The organism is Hoeflea sp. EC-HK425 (assembly GCF_902498795.1).
In the GTDB taxonomy this organism is placed as follows: domain Bacteria; phylum Pseudomonadota; class Alphaproteobacteria; order Rhizobiales; family Rhizobiaceae; genus Hoeflea; species Hoeflea alexandrii.
In genome coordinates this window covers 3,562,410-3,579,107 of the sequence record NZ_LR701572.1, presented here as the reverse complement: position 1 = coordinate 3,579,107, position 16,698 = coordinate 3,562,410, and the positions used below count along the sequence as shown (strand labels likewise).

At 60.2% G+C, this 16,698-nt stretch carries 14 protein-coding genes; 10 read left to right on the top strand and 4 right to left on the bottom strand.

The features are described 5' to 3' along the window. Nucleotides 1-3: 3 nt before the first annotated feature. Together SPHINGO391_RS19875 and SPHINGO391_RS19870 are read right to left on the bottom strand one after the other, a co-directional pair. A complete protein-coding gene (locus SPHINGO391_RS19875; RefSeq protein ID WP_152010469.1) occupies nucleotides 4-1,512 on the bottom strand; it encodes an NAD-dependent succinate-semialdehyde dehydrogenase in 1,509 nt (502 codons plus the stop codon). An 88-nt stretch (nucleotides 1,513-1,600) separates the two neighbouring features. Further along, on the bottom strand, nucleotides 1,601-2,101 hold the full coding sequence (locus SPHINGO391_RS19870; RefSeq protein ID WP_152010468.1) for an Lrp/AsnC family transcriptional regulator: 501 nt from the start codon (nucleotides 2,099-2,101) through the stop codon (nucleotides 1,601-1,603). Nucleotides 2,102-2,295: 194 nt separating this feature from the next. Between SPHINGO391_RS19870 and eutB the strand changes: the two genes are divergently transcribed. From eutB to doeB, 4 genes are read left to right on the top strand one after another with little or no spacing between them, the layout of a single operon-like run. Further along, the gene (eutB, locus tag SPHINGO391_RS19865; protein WP_152010467.1) at nucleotides 2,296-3,300 is read left to right on the top strand and encodes a hydroxyectoine utilization dehydratase EutB; all 1,005 of its coding nucleotides are present in this window, start codon (nucleotides 2,296-2,298) and stop codon (nucleotides 3,298-3,300) included. 1 nt (nucleotide 3,301) lies between these two features. Continuing rightward, nucleotides 3,302-4,294 (top strand): ectoine utilization protein EutC, encoded by a 993-nt coding sequence (gene eutC, locus SPHINGO391_RS19860; RefSeq protein WP_152010466.1) that lies wholly within the window; start codon nucleotides 3,302-3,304, stop codon nucleotides 4,292-4,294. 3 nt (nucleotides 4,295-4,297) lie between these two features. Continuing rightward, entirely contained in the window at nucleotides 4,298-5,485 is a 1,188-nt protein-coding gene (gene doeA / locus SPHINGO391_RS19855; protein ID WP_152010465.1) for an ectoine hydrolase DoeA, read from the top strand. Nucleotides 5,486-5,491: 6 nt separating this feature from the next. Then, nucleotides 5,492-6,481, top strand: a complete 990-nt coding sequence (doeB, locus tag SPHINGO391_RS19850; RefSeq protein WP_152010464.1) for a N(2)-acetyl-L-2,4-diaminobutanoate deacetylase DoeB — start codon at nucleotides 5,492-5,494, stop codon at nucleotides 6,479-6,481. A 102-nt stretch (nucleotides 6,482-6,583) separates the two neighbouring features. On the opposite strand, the gene SPHINGO391_RS19845 is transcribed toward doeB, so the two are convergent. Both SPHINGO391_RS19845 and SPHINGO391_RS19840 read right to left on the bottom strand, forming a co-directional pair. Then, nucleotides 6,584-8,074 carry an aldehyde dehydrogenase family protein gene (locus tag SPHINGO391_RS19845; RefSeq protein ID WP_152010463.1) on the bottom strand — a complete coding sequence of 497 codons (1,491 nt, stop codon included), beginning with the start codon at nucleotides 8,072-8,074 and terminating at the stop codon, nucleotides 6,584-6,586. Between the two features lie 3 nt (nucleotides 8,075-8,077). Continuing rightward, nucleotides 8,078-9,193 (bottom strand): mandelate racemase/muconate lactonizing enzyme family protein, encoded by a 1,116-nt coding sequence (locus tag SPHINGO391_RS19840; RefSeq protein WP_152010462.1) that lies wholly within the window; start codon nucleotides 9,191-9,193, stop codon nucleotides 8,078-8,080. Between the two features lie 116 nt (nucleotides 9,194-9,309). Between SPHINGO391_RS19840 and SPHINGO391_RS19835 the strand changes: the two genes are divergently transcribed. The 6 genes from SPHINGO391_RS19835 to SPHINGO391_RS19810 all read left to right on the top strand — a co-directional run bounded on the left by SPHINGO391_RS19835 (nucleotide 9,310) and on the right by SPHINGO391_RS19810 (nucleotide 16,697). Next, nucleotides 9,310-10,791, top strand: coding sequence for a PLP-dependent aminotransferase family protein (locus SPHINGO391_RS19835; protein WP_152010461.1), 1,482 nt, complete (start codon nucleotides 9,310-9,312; stop codon nucleotides 10,789-10,791). Nucleotides 10,792-11,007: 216 nt separating this feature from the next. Continuing rightward, the gene (locus SPHINGO391_RS19830) at nucleotides 11,008-12,084 is read left to right on the top strand and encodes an extracellular solute-binding protein (RefSeq protein WP_152010460.1); all 1,077 of its coding nucleotides are present in this window, start codon (nucleotides 11,008-11,010) and stop codon (nucleotides 12,082-12,084) included. A gap of 112 nt (nucleotides 12,085-12,196) precedes the next feature. Next, on the top strand, nucleotides 12,197-13,309 hold the full coding sequence (locus SPHINGO391_RS19825; protein ID WP_152010459.1) for an ABC transporter ATP-binding protein: 1,113 nt from the start codon (nucleotides 12,197-12,199) through the stop codon (nucleotides 13,307-13,309). 13 nt (nucleotides 13,310-13,322) lie between these two features. Then, nucleotides 13,323-14,189 carry an ABC transporter permease gene (locus SPHINGO391_RS19820; protein ID WP_152011646.1) on the top strand — a complete coding sequence of 289 codons (867 nt, stop codon included), beginning with the start codon at nucleotides 13,323-13,325 and terminating at the stop codon, nucleotides 14,187-14,189. Further along, entirely contained in the window at nucleotides 14,189-15,046 is an 858-nt protein-coding gene (locus tag SPHINGO391_RS19815; RefSeq protein ID WP_152010458.1) for an ABC transporter permease, read from the top strand. Before SPHINGO391_RS19820 ends, SPHINGO391_RS19815 begins: the two co-directional genes overlap by 1 nt. A 28-nt stretch (nucleotides 15,047-15,074) precedes the next feature. Further along, nucleotides 15,075-16,697: a GMC family oxidoreductase N-terminal domain-containing protein gene (locus SPHINGO391_RS19810; protein ID WP_152010457.1), complete on the top strand. Its 1,623-nt coding sequence runs from the start codon at nucleotides 15,075-15,077 to the stop codon at nucleotides 16,695-16,697. The last annotated feature ends 1 nt before the right edge of the window (nucleotide 16,698 follow it).

Below are 16,698 nucleotides of genomic sequence, written 5' to 3'. Positions count from 1 at the left end.
GTGTCATGCCCAGTCGCGGCAGACATATTTGACTTCCGTGAAGGCCTCCATGCCAAGACGTGAGCCTTCGCGCTCCAGCCCCGACTGCTTCATGCCGCCAAAGGGGATGGGAGCACCGGTCACCTTGGTCCGGTTGACCGCTACCATGCCGAACTGCAGCAAACGGCTGGCGCGGTAAATCCGGCGCGGATCCTGCGTGTGCAGATAGGCAACAAGGCCATATTCGGTATCGTTGGCCCGCTGCAGAACTTCTTCTTCCGTGTCGAAGGAGGCAATGGCTGCGACCGGGCCGAATGTCTCTTCATGCATGATCAATGCATCAGCTGTGACATCGGCAAGCACGGTTGGCTCAAAGAACAATGTTCCGGCCTTGCGACGCTTTCCACCAGCAAGTAGACGCGCCCCCTTGGAAACGGCATCGGCAACATGCCCTTGCTGCTTGGCGACCGCTTTGTCGTTCATCAATGGTCCGATGTCTGGATTGTCCATGCCGATGCCAACGGAAAGCCTTGATGCTGCTTCCGAGAATTTCGCGCAGAACAGATCGTAGACCGGGCGCTCGACAAAGAACCGGTTGGCGCCAAGGCAATCCTGTCCGGATGTTGCGAATTTTGCCTTGATGGCCTCTTCGACAGCCTGGTCCAGATTGGCATCGGCGAACAGGATGAAGGGAGCGTGACCACCGAGTTCCAGGACCAGCCGCTTCACGGTGTCGGCGCCCTGCCTGTAGAGAAGCTTGCCGATCTCGGTGGAGCCGGTGAACGAGACAGCGCGAACGCGCTTGTCTTTCATCCATGGTTCAACAACAACCGGGGCAACGCCGGTCACGACATTGAATGCACCTTCCGGGAAGCCGGCGCGTTCGGCAAGCTCGGCAAGCGCCAGCGCCGAATAGGGTGTTTCAGCCGAGGGATGAGCGACAACGGTGCATCCCGCGGCCAGCGCTGCACTGGCCTTGCGGGTGAGCATGGCTGAAGGGAAATTCCACGGCGTGATCAGGGCTGCAACGCCCACAGGCTCGCGCCAGATCTCGACTTCGGCGTCAGGCAGGTGCGACGTCACGCTTTCGATGTTTGGCCGCTTGGCTTCCTCGGCGAAAAACTCCACGAAGGACGCAGCGTACTCGATCTCGCCACGCGCTTCCGAGATCGGCTTGCCCTGCTCCAGCACCATGATCCGCGCCAGGTCTTCGCTGTTTTCACGAATCAGTTCAAACCAGCGCCGGAGGATTATCGAACGCTGCTGCGGCAGCATGGCGGACCAGATGCTGAAGGCGGTTTCCGCGGCATCAACTGCGCCAGCGCTGTCAATGGCGGACAGGCTTGCAACATCACCGAGATGGCTGCCATCGGCAGGATTGATCACGGCAATCGTCCCTGACTTCGCGCCGGCCGTCCAGCGGCCGCCAATATAGGAAAAGCCGCGAAACAGCGCCGGATCGGTCAGATCAAGCGGCGTTGCGTCAAAGGTTGATGATCCGGCTCGCGGGGGATTTGTGCTCTGATGTGCCATGCCCGATGCTAGCGGCTGAGATCCAGAGGATTCCTCTGATGTGTCGGCTCCCGCCAGGCGGTTCGTCCAAATCTTGTCGGGCGAGGCGTTAATCTACCCCCGGTTCCAGCCCCATCAGAATTTCAAAGGGCGGGCTTGCCGAGTGTTTCACCGGCTTGGTGACGATGTAGGTGAAATAGCGCGCCAGCCCCGCGCCGCGGCCCAGCAGATCGTCGATCAGCCGTTGATAGCTGTCGATATCTCGGGTGATGATGTGCAGGAGATAATCAAAGCCGCCGCCCAGCGCCCAGCAGGACAGAATTTCATCATATGTTTCAACGGCTTGCTCAAATGCCTGAAAGGTCGCCGCGCGGTGGTTTTCAAGTTCTGCCATGACGAAGACCGAGACTTGAGGCGCCACGGATCTGAGCTCGATCTCCGCCTTGTAGCCTGAAATGATGCCCGCTTTTTCCAGCCGGCTCAACCGTTCCCAGCACGGTGTGGCACTGAGATTGACCCTTTTTGCGAGCTCGGTTTTCGATATCCGGCCCTCCCGAGAAAGGATTGCAAGGATCTTGATATCACGGTCATCGAGCTTGAATGGGGCCATGACGGAGACTTTTGAGCCAGCGCCGTGGGGTTGTCAATTTCCGGGATTACGGTCAACAATACTTCATGACAATTTGGCCTCCAGAATCCTCATGGTTAAACCACCCTGTCGGTAAATCCCTTGCGAAATCAAGGGTTCGCGCGGTTGGCTCTGGCCAATTACGTCCTTCCTACCCCGGTTTCCGGTGAGGCCGCATGAGCACGGCACAGCCCTTTGTCGAACTCGCGGAAATTGAAGCGGCGCGCTCCGCTATCGCCGCAACCGTGCGGCGAACACCGGTCAACAAGTCGCCATCTCTCTCCGAATTGCTGGGGTGCCCGGTTCATCTGAAACTTGAACACACCCAGATCACCGGCAGTTTTAAACTGCGCGGCGCGACAAACGCCGTGGCTTCTCTGTCCGATGCGGACAAGCAGCGCGGTGTGGCTGGCGTGTCGACCGGAAATCATGGGCGGGGGCTGGCCCACGCCGCGAAGGCTGCCGGGGTGAGGTGCATCATCTGCATGTCGCGGCTGGTGCCGCAGGCCAAGATTGACGGCATCAAGGCACAGGGTGCCGAAGTCCGGATCGTCGGCAACTCGCAGGATGAGGCGCAACTGGAGGTCGACCGGCTGGTTGACGAAGACGGGTTGACCATGATCCCACCCTTCGATCATCGCGCCATCATTGCAGGCCAGGGTACGCTGGGGCTGGAGTTGCTGGAGCAGGTGCCGGATGTCGCAACCGTTCTGGTGCCATTGTCCGGCGGCGGATTGGTTTCGGGCGTCGCCGCTGCACTCAAGGCCATGCGCCCGGATGTCAGGATCATCGGCATATCGATGGAACGCGGGCCCGCGATGCATGAATGCCTCAAGGCAGGAGGGCCGGTGCTGGTTAAGGAGCTGGCGACGCTTGCGGATTCTCTCGGCGGCGGGATCGGGCTCGGCAATCAGCTGACATTCGCCATGACAAGAGATCTGGTCGACGATGTCGTGCTGGTGAGCGAAGCAGAAATCGCTGCCGGTATACGGCACATCTATTGGCAGGAACGCCAGATCGTCGAGGGTGCGGGCGCCGTCGGCGTGGCGGCTTTGCTTTCGCGCAAGGTAGAGAGCGTCGGTCCGGTGGCTGCCATCCTCAGCGGCGGCAATATCGATATGAAACAGCATCATCGCGTCATATCCGGCGAAGATGTTGATGTTACCCAAGAGGCAGCGTGACATGAGCAACATCAGGATCCTGACCGAGGCGGATTTACGCGGCCTGGTGAAGCTGGATCTTGATGCCATTGAGTGTGTCGAGCAGGCTTTCGCCGCATTGGCCACCGGCGATGTGGTTATGCCGCCGATCCTGTCCATGCCGATCGCGCCGTTCAACGGCGAGGTTGACGTCAAAACCGCGTTCGTGCCGGGTATCGACAGTTTCGCGATCAAGATCTCTCCGGGCTTTTTCGACAATCCGGAAATCGGCCTGCCGAGCACATCGGGGTTGATGGTGCTGTTGTCGGCAAGGACCGGAATGCTCGAGGCTTTGCTGCTCGACAATGGCTATCTCACCGATGTCCGCACGGCTGCGGCCGGTGCGGTTGCCGCGCGGCATCTTGCGCGTGCCGACGCTTCACATGCCTGCATCCTCGGGGCAGGTTGCCAGGCCCGGCTGCAACTCAAGGCGCTGTGCCTGGTTCGTCCGATCAGGACCGCCACGATCTGGGCACGGGACGTCGTTAAAGCGCATACAGTGGCAGCGGAGCTTTCACAGGAACTCGGAATCGATGTGAGTGCCGTAAAGGATGCTGGCGCGGGGGTCAGACGCGCTGACGTGATTGTCACCACCACACCTGCGACAAGCCCGGTGCTTGAGGCAGCGTGGCTGCTGCCCGGTCAACACGTGACGGCAATGGGGTCGGATCAGGAGCACAAAAACGAAATCGATCCCGCATGTCTTTCAAAGGCTGATCTCTATGTCCCCGACCGCCTGTCGCAAACGCGGATCCTGGGCGAATTGCGCAGCGCCATCGCGGCGGGCCTGATCCCCGCCGAGACCGACTTTGCCGAACTCGGCGCCATCGTCTCCGGCGCCGTACCCGGGCGCACCGCGCCCGACCAGATCACCATCGCGGACCTCACCGGAACCGGTGTTCAGGACACCGCCATCGCCACCCACGCCCGACAGCGTGTTTCACATGCCGGACTCGGCACCAACTTCGAGAGCTGAAACATGGCCGAAATCGACACATTCCGATTCACCGACGCCGAATACGAGACCCGCCTGTCGCGGGTGAGGGCCGCGATGGAGGCCAAGGGGATCGACACGCTGATCACCTCGGATCCGTCCAACATGGCATGGCTTACCGGTTACGATGGCTGGTCTTTCTATGTCCATCAATCCGTCATCATAGGACCCTCCGGCGACCCGATCTGGTTCGGGCGCGAACAGGACGCCCAGGGCGCGCTGCGCACGGTCTGGATGAACGAGCCGGACCTGATCGGGTATCCGGATTACTTCGTGCAATCAGCTGAACGCCACCCGATGGAATACCTCGCCGCCAAGCTGACCGAGCGGGGGTGGCACATTGGCCGGATCGGCGTGGAGATGGATAATTACTGGTTCTCCGCCAAGGGATTTCTGTCGCTGAGCGCCGGGCTGCCCAACGAGCTGGTCGACGTCACCAACCTCGTCAACTGGTTGCGTGGCCCGAAATCTCCTGCGGAACTCGATCGCATGCGCAAAGCCGGCAAGATCGTCGAGAGGATGCATGCGCGTATCGCCGAGAAGATCGAGCCCGGCATGCGCAAGTGCGATCTGGTGGCCGAAATTTACGACGCCTCGCTGCGCTACGACGAGGGGTGGGGCTTTGGCGGCGATTACCCGGCGATCGTGCCGCTGCTGCCATCGGGCGCGGATGCCGCCGCGCCCCATCTGACCTGGGACGACAAGAAGATGGTGACCGGCGAGGGCACCTTCTTCGAGATTGCCGGCTGTTTCCGCCGCTATCACTGTCCGCTGTCGCGCACCATCTTCCTCGGCAAGCCGACACAGCAGTTCCTCGACGCGGAAAAGGCCGTGCTCGAAGGCATGGAGGCCGGATTGGAGGCCGCAAAGGCCGGAAACCTGTGCGAGGATATTGCAATCGCCTTCTTCGGCGTGCTTCAGAAGTATGACATCGTGAAGAACAACCGCACTGGCTATCCCATCGGTCTGTCCTATCCGCCGGACTGGGGCGAGCGGACCTGTTCGCTGCGCCCGGGCGACCGGACGGTGCTGAAGCCCGGGATGACGTTCCACTTCATGACCGGTCTCTGGATGGAGGGCATGGGCTTCGAGATCACCGAGAGCATCGCCATCGGCGAAACCGGCCCCGAATGCCTGTCGAACGTGCCCCGCAAGATGCTTGTGAAGGATTGATGCGAAATGAGCGGTAATCCCATCACCTCCACAATCCCGCTCGACGAGGACGGCGAACATCACGGTTTTCTGAGACTGCCCTACAGCCGTGACGATTCGGCCTGGGGGTCCGTGATGATCCCGATAACGGTGATCAAGAATGGCGTTGGCCCCAGCGCATTGTTGACCGGCGCCAATCACGGCGACGAGTATGAAGGTCCGATCGCGCTCATGGACCTGGCGATGAGCCTGAAAGCGGGCGACATTGAAGGCCGGGTGATCATCCTGCCGGCCATGAACTATCCGGCGTTTCGGGCGGGAACGCGTACATCGCCGATTGACCGGGGCAACATGAACCGGTCTTTTCCAGGCTCGCCGAGCGGTACCGTGACGGAGAAGATCGCGGACTACATCCAGACGGTTCTGCTGCCGGAGGCGAGCATCGTGCTCGATTTCCATTCAGGTGGCAGGACGCTGGACTTCATTCCTTTCGCATCGGCGCATGTGCTCGAAAACAAGGAGCAGCAGGCAGCCTGTGTGGCCGCCGTGGAAGCCTTCAACGCACCCTATTCGATGATCATGCTCGAGATCGACAATGTCGGCATGTATGACACCAGTGTCGAGGATCAGGGCAAGACCTTCGTCACCACGGAACTCGGCGGTGGCGGCACCTCGACGGCACGCTCCAATGCCATCGCCAAGAAAGGTGTGCGCAACGTGCTCAAACATGCCGGGATCATGAAAGGGGAACTGGACCTCTCTGCCTCGGTGATGCTCGACATGCCGGATGATGATTGCTTTGTCTTCTCTCACGATGACGGGATGATCGAAGCGATGAAGGACTTGGGCGAGGAGGTGGAGAAAGGCGAAATTGTGGCCCGTGTCTGGCCTGTCGACCGGACCGGCAGGCCACCGCTGGACTATCGCGCCAGGCGTTCGGGTATCCTTGCGTCTCGGCATTTCCCGGGGCTGGTGAAGGCCGGGGACTGTGTGGCGGTGATCGCGGTCAAGGTCTAGACGCGGCAAGGCGATCTTCGAAACACTGCGGAAACAGAAAAGGCCCGTCAGAAGTCTGCCGGGCCCCTTTATGAAGACTTCAGTCGCAGGAGGAGTGCCGCCCTAGCCGATGCGGGCGGCGATGCTCTTGACCTTGCAATAGCTCTTGAGGCCTTCGAGACCCTTCTCGCGGCCGAAGCCTGATTGCTTGTTGCCGCCGAAGGGCACTTCGATGCCGCCGGCAAAGTACTCGTTGATGTAGACCTGACCGGCGTCAATGTCGCGGGCGAGCTGGTGGGCTCTCGTGAAATTGCCGGTGAAGACACCGGCCACCAGTCCGAAGCGGGTGCAATTGGCCAGCTGCAACGCATGTTCGTAATTGTCGGCTTTCTGGACGGTGAGGACCGGGCCGAAAATCTCTTCCTGCACCAGTTCATCCTCGGCAGGCCGGTTGGCAACGATCGTGGGTTCTATGAAATAGCCCTTGCCGGTTTCGGGATCGCTCGATGCCTTGCCGCCGCTGATGAATTCCGCGCCGCGTTCCCGCGCCCGATCGAGAAAGCCTGCAATCTTTTCCTGCTGCATGGCCGAATTGACCGGTCCCATGTCGGGTGAGCGAAGACCATGACCCAGCGAGATCGCCTTGGCCTTGCGTCCGAGGGCTTCGACAAAGCGGTCGTGAATTCCAGCTTCGATCACCAGCCGCGAGCCAGCGGAACAGATCTGTCCGGCATGCTCGAAAATGGCGCCTGCCACATTGGTGACGGTGCCGTCGAAATCGCAGTCATCGAGCACGACCACCGGCGACTTGCCGCCGAGTTCCATCACCGAGCGGGTGACGTTTTCGGCGCAGGCGCGCATGACGCTGGCGCCGGTGGTCACCGAACCGGTGAAGGTGACATGGTCGATGCCGGTGTTGGAGACCAGCGGGGCGCCGACCTCGATGCCGGTTCCGGTCACGACATTGCAGACGCCGGCGGGCAGTCCGGCCTCAAACAGCAGTTCGGCCAGCAACAAGGCGGTGAATGGTGTCTGTTCGGCGGGTTTGGCAACCACGGTGCATCCGGCGGCAAGCGCCGGGGCCATGCCACGGGCGGCGGTCGAGATCGGGAAATTCCAGGGAATGATGTGAGCGGTGACGCCGACCGGCTCGAACTGGCTGTAGCCGACATAGTCTGACGGCAGCGGGAAAGTGCTTCCCTCCAGCTTGTCGCATGCGCCTGCGTAGTACTCAAACGTTCTCGCCGCGCCGGAGACATCCCCCCTTGCCTCGGAAATCGGCTTGCCGCTGTCGAGGCATTCGGTGATGGCAAGCCGTTCCGAGTTGCGGCGGATCAGCTCTGCGGTGCGTGCGAGAATGCGTCCTCGTTCGGCAGGCGGTGTCCGGCGCCAGAGGGCAAACGCCTTGCGCGAATTTTCGACGGCGTCAGCAACATCGTCGGCATTGCCGCGGGCAAAATCGGCAAAGGCCTCGCCGCGGCCCGGATCCTCGCTTTGCATGGAGCGCCCGGAGCGCGGAGCACGAAATCCGCCGTCGATGAAATGGCCATCGGGCAGGCGCAGTCCAGTGGCGTCATTGATGTAGGCGAGGAGGCTGTCGGGTTTTGTGAGCATGTGTCAGGCTCCCAACGAGCTGATCTGGTGACTTGATTGTTCGAGCCAGGCCGGGCTGACCTCGACGCCCCAGCCGGGTGCGTCTGTTACCGTCGCCTTGCCGTCGACGATGGCGTAGGGGGTTTCGACGAAGAGGCCGTCCTGCCAGGGATAGTAGTCCTCGCCCTCGATCGAGAACTCGAGATACTTGCCGGCATTGGGGATGGCGCGCAGCATGTGCATGGTGAACAGGGTGACCATCGACCAGTTGGCGCAGTGGGGCGTGCAGGGCAGGCCGGCCTTGTGGGCCATGTCCGCCACCCGCAAAGTACGGGTCAGGCCGCCGAGATAACAGATGTCGGGCTGGACGATGTCGACCGCCTTCATGTCGATCATCCAGCGCCAGTTCGGAAGCTCGCAATCCTGTTCGCCGCCGGTGACATCGATGGGCGGTGCGGACAGTGCTTCGGTGACCTGCCTGGTCTGCTCGTATTCCCAGTAGGGGCAGGGCTCCTCGAAATGGCTGATGCCGTTGTCGACCAGCATTTTTCCAATTTCGATGGCCTGGGCCGGCGAATAGCAGGAATTGGCGTCGACCAGCAGCGCAACGCTGTCATCCATGGCCTTGCGCATGGTGGGGACGATTTCCTCGGTTCGTCCGGGCCATTCATCCTTGCCGCGACCGCATTCCGCACCGATGCGGAACTTGAAAGCGTCAAAGCCGAATTTGTCGCGCAGTCGGCTCAGCCGCGTGGCCTCATCCTTCGGGGTGATGTCGCGTTTCATGGAAGAACCATAGGCGCGGATGGTTCCCGGTGTGCCGCCGATCAACTCACAGACCGGCTTGCCTTCGACCCTGCCACGCAAGTCCCAAAGCGCTGTGTCGAGGCCGCCAAGTGCACGCTTGAGATAGGAGCCGGGAAACTTGTGTTCCTTCTCGGGAATCAGGTCCACCAGGTGATCGATGTCGAGCGCCGACTGACCAAGCGCGTAGGGTGCCACCTGCCTGTGCACGATCTGCGCTGTGATGTCGGCATAATAGGGAGCGACCTGGCCCCAGCCAATGTCGCCGGTGTCGGTGGTGACCTTGACGAAGCAGACGAACTCGTTGGTGAAGGTTTCAATGTGGGTGATTTTCATGTGGTGTCATTCCATGCCGCAATTTTTTGGAAACCGTAGCGGGTCGATTGGACTTACGATAAGGTCCAATCTCGCAAAGCTTCCAGACCAATTTCGGCTGCCATGAGAGGCCATTCATGAAAACCAAGGCCGGAGCAATTCTCTCATCGATCCGGATCGATCGGAGCCTCGACCGGAAAATCAGCGTGCAGCTTTACATGGGGCTGCGCGATATCATCCTGTCCGGCGGGCTCAATGGCGGGGAGCGGTTGCCCGCAACCCGGACCCTGGCTTCCGAACTGGGCGTTTCGCGAACCACGGCGCTCGATGCGGTCAGCCGCCTGATCTCCGAAGGATTGCTGGAATCGCGGATCGGGGCCGGCACCTTCGTCAGCCACACGATGACCGGGCGCACACCGGTCAAGCCGAAAGCTGCCAAGATCGATGCGGAGCGGGCGCCACGCTTGTCGCCCTCGACAATGCGGGCGCGGGCGATGTTTGCCGAGAGACGGCGACTGCCGCACAAATCCCAGGCTTTTGTCACGGCCTTGCCGGCGCTGCATGCATTCCCGATGGCGCAATGGGCGCGGCTTTCGGCCCGGCACCTGAGATCCGACCGGGATGCGGTGATGGGTTACGGCAACCCCTATGGTCTGCCAAGGTTGCGGGCAGCTATCGCGACACATCTCAATGCCAGCCGCGGGATCCAGTGTGATCCGGAGCAGGTTTTCGTGGTTGGCGGTGCTCAGCAGGCGTTCTCGCTTGTCGGCGGCATGCTGCTGGACCGGGGAGAGAAGGTCTGGTTCGAGAATCCCGGTGCGATCGGGGCGAGGAATGCCTTCATTTCCTGCGGTGCCGAATTGGTTGCCGTGCCTGTGGATGATGAAGGGATCGTGGTTGCCGATGGTTTGGCGAAGGCTCCGGATTTCCGGCTGGCCTTTGTCACGCCTTCGCATCAGCAGCCGTTGAGCAAGGTTCTCAGCCTGTCCCGGCGGCTGGCACTGCTGGATGCGGCTGACCGGGCGGATGCGTTCATTGTCGAGGATGATTATGACGGCGACTTCTATTTCGGCGACCAGCCGCTGCCCACTCTCAAGAGCATCGATACCAATGGCCGTGTAATCTATGTCGGCACATTCTCCAAAACCCTGTTTCCTTCGCTGCGCCTTGGTTTCCTGGTAGCGCCTGCCAGCATGGTGGAGGCCATGTCGGCGATCTTCTCCGCGGCGTTGAGCGGCGTTCCGACCTGGCCCCAGGCCATCGTTGCAGATTTCATCGACGAGGGGCATTTCGCCACCCATATCAGGACCATGCGGCACCACTACAGGCAGCGTCACGAACTTCTGCACGCGCATGCCCGGCAGATCGAACCGCACATGCTTGTCCAGCGTGCCTCGGCGGGTTTTCACACGGTCGGCTATTTCACCGATCCCGGGCGCAGCGAAGAGGATTTTGTCCGCGAGGCAAATGCCGCGGGATTGACGCTCTCCGGGATTGGACGATACTGCCTTGCTCCGATCGATCGCAAGGGGGTGGTCATAGGATATGGTGCCGCCAACGAGGCCGATATCCGGCAAGGCATGGATGTGCTCGCGCGGCTATTCGCTACAGCGGTATGAATGAGGCACGAAGACTGCGTCTTGTTGGTGTCAGAAAGTGTCGAAAATTCAGAAACTTATGGTGTACACGAGTGAGTGGTCCTGTCACAAATTGGTATGATAAAATATCTATAATGGATATGCGGTGCAGTCCAATGAGGGGCTACGCTTCGTCACATCTGCGCGGGTTATAATCAATAATGCGCCGATATTCAGAGGGTTCAAAGGGAGATCAACATGATCATGAAACTAGCAATTGCCGGGCTTCTGGCCACGACCGTGATGGCCGCCGCGCCGGCGCAGGCAGAAACCCTGCGTCTGCTGACATGGGGCTCCTATGCTCCTGACGAGCTGGTGAAAAAGTTCGAGGAAAAATATCCCGACATTACCGTCGAGGTGACGTTCTCGAACAACGAGGAAATGATCGCCAAGCTGCGTGCCACCGGCGGCGCAGGCTTTGACCTGGCCCAGCCAAGTCATGACCGCATCTATGCCGTGCAGCAGGAATACAACATCTACAAGCCGCTTGATCTGTCGAAGATCAACACCGATACCATGCAGGCCAAGCTGCTGGATGGCGTCAAGGCCAACACCACCATCGACGGCGAAGTCTATGCCGTGCCGCACCAGTGGGGCACATCGGGCCTGATGGCCAACAAGACCATGGCACCGGACGTCAAGGCCTGGGGCGATCTTTGCGACCCGCAATACGCGGGCAAGACCTCCATGCGCCTGCGCCGCACGATCCTCCTGGGGATGGCGTTTGACATGGGCGAAGACCCGTTTGCGGCCTATGCCGATCTCGACAAGTACCAGGAGATCCTGGACAAGGTCGCCGACAAGCTGATCTCGTGCAAGGACAATCTGAAGGCCTACTGGAAGGGCGGTGACGACCTTTCGGCGATGATGATGTCGGGCGAAATCGTCGCCTCGGAAACCTGGGATTCGACCGCCTACAAGCTCTATGGCGAGAACAAGGACATTGTCTTTGTGCCGCCGAAGACCGGCGCGCTGGCCTGGATCGACACCTTTGCCATCCCGCGCAAGGGCGAAGCCGATGATGCCGCCTACAAGTGGATCAACTTCGTGCTCGAGCCCGAGAACGTGAAGACCATGTCGGCCAGCACCGGCGCGATTGCCGCTGTCGAAGGCGGCAAGGACCTGCTTCCGGATGACAAGAAGGCTGCCGTCAATGCCGCCTTCACCGACGAGGACATCAACAATCTGAAGTTCTTTGCCAACATCCCGGCAGGTGTCGAGGACATGGAAGGCAAGACACTTGAGAAGATCAAGGCTGCCACCGGCTCCGAATAAGCCGGGTCTTACATCTTCGACTGATTGAGACTGAGTGCGGCTGCGCAGCCCGTTTGTGTAGCCGCACTTCAAATTCCAAAGACCTGACATGACACACTGCACTGGGTACTCGATGCAATCAAACACCGAGAACGATCTGGAATGCATCCAGATCAAGAAGCACTTCGGCTCGGTGCGGGCCGTGGATGACGTCTCTTTCGAGATTCCGAAGGGCTCCTTCTTCTCGATCCTGGGCCCGTCGGGATGTGGCAAGACCACATTGATGCGGATGATTGCCGGTTTTGAGTCGCCGACATCCGGAGACATCCGGATCAAGGGCAAATCGGTCATCGGGACGCCGCCGAACCGGCGCAACGTCAAGATGGTGTTTCAGCACCTGGCCTTGTTTCCGATGATGAATGTCTATGAGAACATCGCCTACGGCCTGCGCTGCGCCGGGGCTTCCAAGGACGTCATCCGCACCAAGGTGCATGATGTTCTCGAACGCATCTCCCTGCCCGATGTCGCCAATCGCGAGATCACACAGCTATCCGGTGGGCAGAAGCAGCGCATCGCGATCGCCCGCTGCATGGTGCTGGACCCGGATGTGCTGCTGCTTGACGAGCCGCTCGGTGCGCTGGATCTCAAACTGCGCGAAGCCATGAAGATCGAACTGAAGCTCCTGCAGCACCAGTTCGACACCACCTTCGTCTACATCACCCACGACCAGTCGGAAGCACTGGTCATGTCCGACAATGTGGCGATCATGAACGAGGGCAAGTTTGTCCAGATCGGAACGCCGCAGGAACTCTATCACAATCCATCGGCCGCTTTCGTTGCGGGGTTTGTCGGCGATACCAACCGGTGGGCCGGAAAGGTAATCCGCGTCGAAGGCAATACGGTCGAGGTGGAAACCGAGGCTGGTCTGGCGATGCGCGGATCGGTTCGTGGCGCTGGCGCACCGGGGATCGGCGACAGGGTGAATGCTTTCGTCCGGCCCGAATTCATCACGGCCGAGAAAGCAGGTGGCTCTGCCGCTCAATCCGGAAATGGTCAGAACGTGATCGAGGGCAAGGTCGACAGTATTCTTTTCAACGGTGCCAACAGCCGGGTTCTGGTCCGCGACCGCGCCGGCGAGTTGATCGAAGCCGACGTGGTTCTGACCGGCGGAGCGCAGGACCTGAAGCCGAAGGATGACGTCACGCTTTCATGGTCGCCGGAACAGACCATGAGCTTCAAGGCTTGAGGGTGATACGATGATGCAAAGAGATATCAAGCGTCTGTCGCTGATCTTGCTGTTTGCGCCCTTCGCGCTGTGGATCCTGCTGCTTATCATCCTGCCGCATCTGGGAATGTTCTATATTTCGCTGCGGGAAAAGGTCGGGCCCCGGATGTATGAGTTCGGGCTCGAGAACTACATCAATTTCTTCACCGAACCGATCTACTGGAACACGCTGATCCGCACCGGGTCGATGTCGTTGCTGGTCACCGTATTGGCGCTGCTGCTGGGCTTTCCGATCGCCTACTACATCGCCAAGATTGCCGGTAACCGGACCCGCGGCGCGCTTTTCCTGATGTGCCTGATCCCGCTGTGGGTGAGCGATCTCATCCGCGCCTTCGGCTGGATCCTGCTGTTGAGGGAAACCGGGATCATTTCGAGCAGCCTGCAGTGGGCCGGACTGATCAACACGCCGATCGAGTTCCTCTACAACGATGCCACGGTGATCATGGGGCTTGTCTATACGGTTATCCTGTTCATGATCGTGCCATTGGTCTCGACGCTGGACGGCATGGATGATGCGATGATTGAAGCCGGCTACAATCTTGGCGGCAACGGACCGACCGTGCTCAGGCGGATCATCATTCCATATGCCATGCCCGGTATCGTTTCGGGCTGCATCGTCGTGTTTATGCTGACCGCGGGCAGTTACCTGACGCCGATCCTCTTGGGCGGCAAGAACTCGAGCTGGTTCACCGAGCAGATCTATGACCAGTTCATCACCCGCTACAACTGGGAATCGGGTGCTGCGTTCGGCTTCCTGCTGCTGGCCTTCACTTCGCTGGTGGTCTGGGGCGGTCTCAAGCTCTCCGGCCAGACACTCAACAGCACGGTGGCGCGAAGCTGATGGCTATCAAACCCAACACCGCCTTTCTCGCCAGCTACCGGATCTACGTTGGCCTGTTCTTTGTGTTTCTGGCAGCGCCGCTGGTTGCCGCGGGCGTTTTCGCCTTCAACGATTCGTTGTTTCCGTCGCTGCCTTGGCAGGGCTTCACGCTCGACTGGTTCTTCAACGATTCAGAGCCGAAACTTGGCATGTTTCATGACCGGCGGTTGCTGCGCGGGCTTTACTATTCCTTCGTGATCGCCAGCTTCGTGTCGCTGCTTTCCGTCTTTGTTGGCACCTGCAACGCCTTCCTGTTCGTCCGCTGCAAGTTCCCGGCCAAGGACTTCTTTTACATCATGATGGTGCTGCCGCTGGTCATTCCCGGCGTCATTCTTGGTATCTCGATCCTGCTGCTGGCCAGCAACATCGCCAATGGCGCGGAAGAAGCCTTGTCGCTTGATCTGGATTTTCTGCGCCCGGGCATCGTGCTGGTGGTGCTGGGCCAGTTCTCGTTCATCACCACGATCACGTCACTGGTGATCATTGCGCGATTGCGCAAGTTCGACGCGTCGATGGAAGAGGCGGCCTACAATCTCGGCGCCAGCCGGGCACGGGTGCTCAGGACCATCACGCTGCCATTCCTGTTTCCGGCCATGGCGGCGGCAGGTATCGTCGCCTTTCTGGTCTCCTTCGAGAACTTCAACACCACGCTGTTCCTCGTTGGTTCGGAAGCGCCGCTGACGATCACCATGTATGACCGGATGGTCAAGGTTGGCTCGACGCCGGTGCTCAATGCGGTTTCGTTCTTCCTGATGATCGGCTCGGCGCTGCTGGCGCTGGTTTCGATCCTGGTGCAACGCGACAAACCCCAAACCTGAGCCTCATAACCAAAGAGTGGCGTACCCCGTGAAGACCCATGACTTCGTGATTGTCGGCGCCGGCTCGGCAGGATGCGTGCTGGCCAACCGGCTGAGCGAGAACGGCAGATATTCGGTGTTGCTGCTCGAAGCCGGCGGACATGACCGCAATTTCAAGATCTTCATGCCGATCGGTTACGGCATGGCATTCTACGACAAGCAGATCAACTGGATGTACCGGTCCGAACCCGATCCCGGCACCGACAACCGGGTAAGCTACTGGCCGCGCGGCAAGGTGATCGGTGGTTCCTCCTCGATCAACGCGATGGTCTATATCCGCGGCCATCCTGGTGACTTCGACGATTGGGAGGCGATGGGCAATCCCGGCTGGGGCTGGAATGATGTTCTGCCCTATTTCAAGAAAAGTGAAACCAGCGACCAGGGCGAGACGGAATGGCGTGGCGGCAGCGGCCCTCTTTATGTTTCAACCATGGAACGCGACCTGCATCCCACCTGCCGGAATTTCATCCGGGCCGGGGAAGAGTGCGGGCTCAGCTACAATCCCGATTTCAATGCCGCCACCAATGAGGGCGTCGGGCTTTATCAGAACACCGCCAGGGGCGGGTTCCGGATGTCGGCGGCGCGGGCCTATCTGCATCCGGCGCGGCGGCGCCAAAACCTGAGGGTCATTTCGCGCGCCCATGCGACACGGATCCTGTTCAAGGGCAGCCGTGCGACCGGGGTGGAGTATGTCCGAAACGGAAAGATCGAACGAGTCTACGCGGGACGGGAGGTCATCATTTCGGGTGGCGCGGTAAACTCGCCGCAGCTCCTGATGCTTTCCGGGGTCGGCTCGGCAGAAACGCTCAAGCGGCATGGCATTGAGGTCGTGCATGACCAACCGAATGTAGGCCAGCACCTTCAGGATCATCTTTGCATCGACCATACCTACAAGGCTCGGGTGAAGACGCTCAATGACGACCTGAGGCCGCTCATCGGAAAACTGCGCCATGGCATCAACTATGTTCTCAGGCGCAGGGGGCCGCTGTCACTCGGGGTGAACCAGGCAGGGGGCTTCATCCGGACGCGGCCGGAGCTCGAGCGCCCCAACATGCAGCTCTATTTTTCGCCGGTAAGCTATACCAAGGCGCCGCCGGGCAAGCGTCCGTTGATGAGCCCGGACCCATTCTCCGGTGTGATCATGGGAACGCAGCCGACACGGCCGACCAGCCGCGGTCATCTGGGGCTGAAGTCGTCCGATCCGTTCGATGCGCCGGCGATCCACCCGAATTACCTGTCGACCAATCACGACGTTGCTGAACAGCTCGAAGGCGCGCGATTCCTACGCCGGCTTGCCGATTCTCCGGCGTTTGCGGAAATCCTCGAAGAAGAAATTCGCCCGGGACGCCAGGTAGAGACCGACGATGAGATGATCGCCGATATCCGCGCACGCGCTGGCACCGTGTTTCATCCGGTGAGCACCTGCCGCATGGGTGGCGACGCCAGTGACAGTGTCGTCAGCCCGAAGCTCAAGCTGCACGGGCTGGACAATCTTCGAGTAATCGATGCCTCGGTTTTTCCGGCCGTGACATCCGGCAACACAAATGCGCCGACCATCATGGTTGCGGAAAAGGGCGCCGACATGATCCTCTCCGACCACGCGGGAACATAAG

Excerpts from the sequence above, each read along its gene's own strand:
- eutB (WP_152010467.1), top strand. The coding sequence starts at position 2,296 with ATGAGCACGGCACAGCCCTTTGTCGAACTCGCGGAAATTGAAGCGGCG.
- doeB (WP_152010464.1), top strand. The coding sequence starts at position 5,492 with ATGAGCGGTAATCCCATCACCTCCACAATCCCGCTCGACGAGGACGGC.
- SPHINGO391_RS19830 (WP_152010460.1), top strand. The coding sequence starts at position 11,008 with ATGATCATGAAACTAGCAATTGCCGGGCTTCTGGCCACGACCGTGATG.
- SPHINGO391_RS19835 (WP_152010461.1), top strand. The coding sequence starts at position 9,310 with ATGAAAACCAAGGCCGGAGCAATTCTCTCATCGATCCGGATCGATCGG.
- doeA (WP_152010465.1), top strand. The coding sequence starts at position 4,298 with ATGGCCGAAATCGACACATTCCGATTCACCGACGCCGAATACGAGACC.
- SPHINGO391_RS19870 (WP_152010468.1), bottom strand. The coding sequence starts at position 2,101 with ATGGCCCCATTCAAGCTCGATGACCGTGATATCAAGATCCTTGCAATC.
- SPHINGO391_RS19825 (WP_152010459.1), top strand. The coding sequence starts at position 12,197 with ATGCAATCAAACACCGAGAACGATCTGGAATGCATCCAGATCAAGAAG.
- SPHINGO391_RS19845 (WP_152010463.1), bottom strand. The coding sequence starts at position 8,074 with ATGCTCACAAAACCCGACAGCCTCCTCGCCTACATCAATGACGCCACT.
- SPHINGO391_RS19815 (WP_152010458.1), top strand. The coding sequence starts at position 14,189 with ATGGCTATCAAACCCAACACCGCCTTTCTCGCCAGCTACCGGATCTAC.
- eutC (WP_152010466.1), top strand. The coding sequence starts at position 3,302 with ATGAGCAACATCAGGATCCTGACCGAGGCGGATTTACGCGGCCTGGTG.
- SPHINGO391_RS19820 (WP_152011646.1), top strand. The coding sequence starts at position 13,323 with ATGCAAAGAGATATCAAGCGTCTGTCGCTGATCTTGCTGTTTGCGCCC.
- SPHINGO391_RS19875 (WP_152010469.1), bottom strand. The coding sequence starts at position 1,512 with ATGGCACATCAGAGCACAAATCCCCCGCGAGCCGGATCATCAACCTTT.
- SPHINGO391_RS19840 (WP_152010462.1), bottom strand. The coding sequence starts at position 9,193 with ATGAAAATCACCCACATTGAAACCTTCACCAACGAGTTCGTCTGCTTC.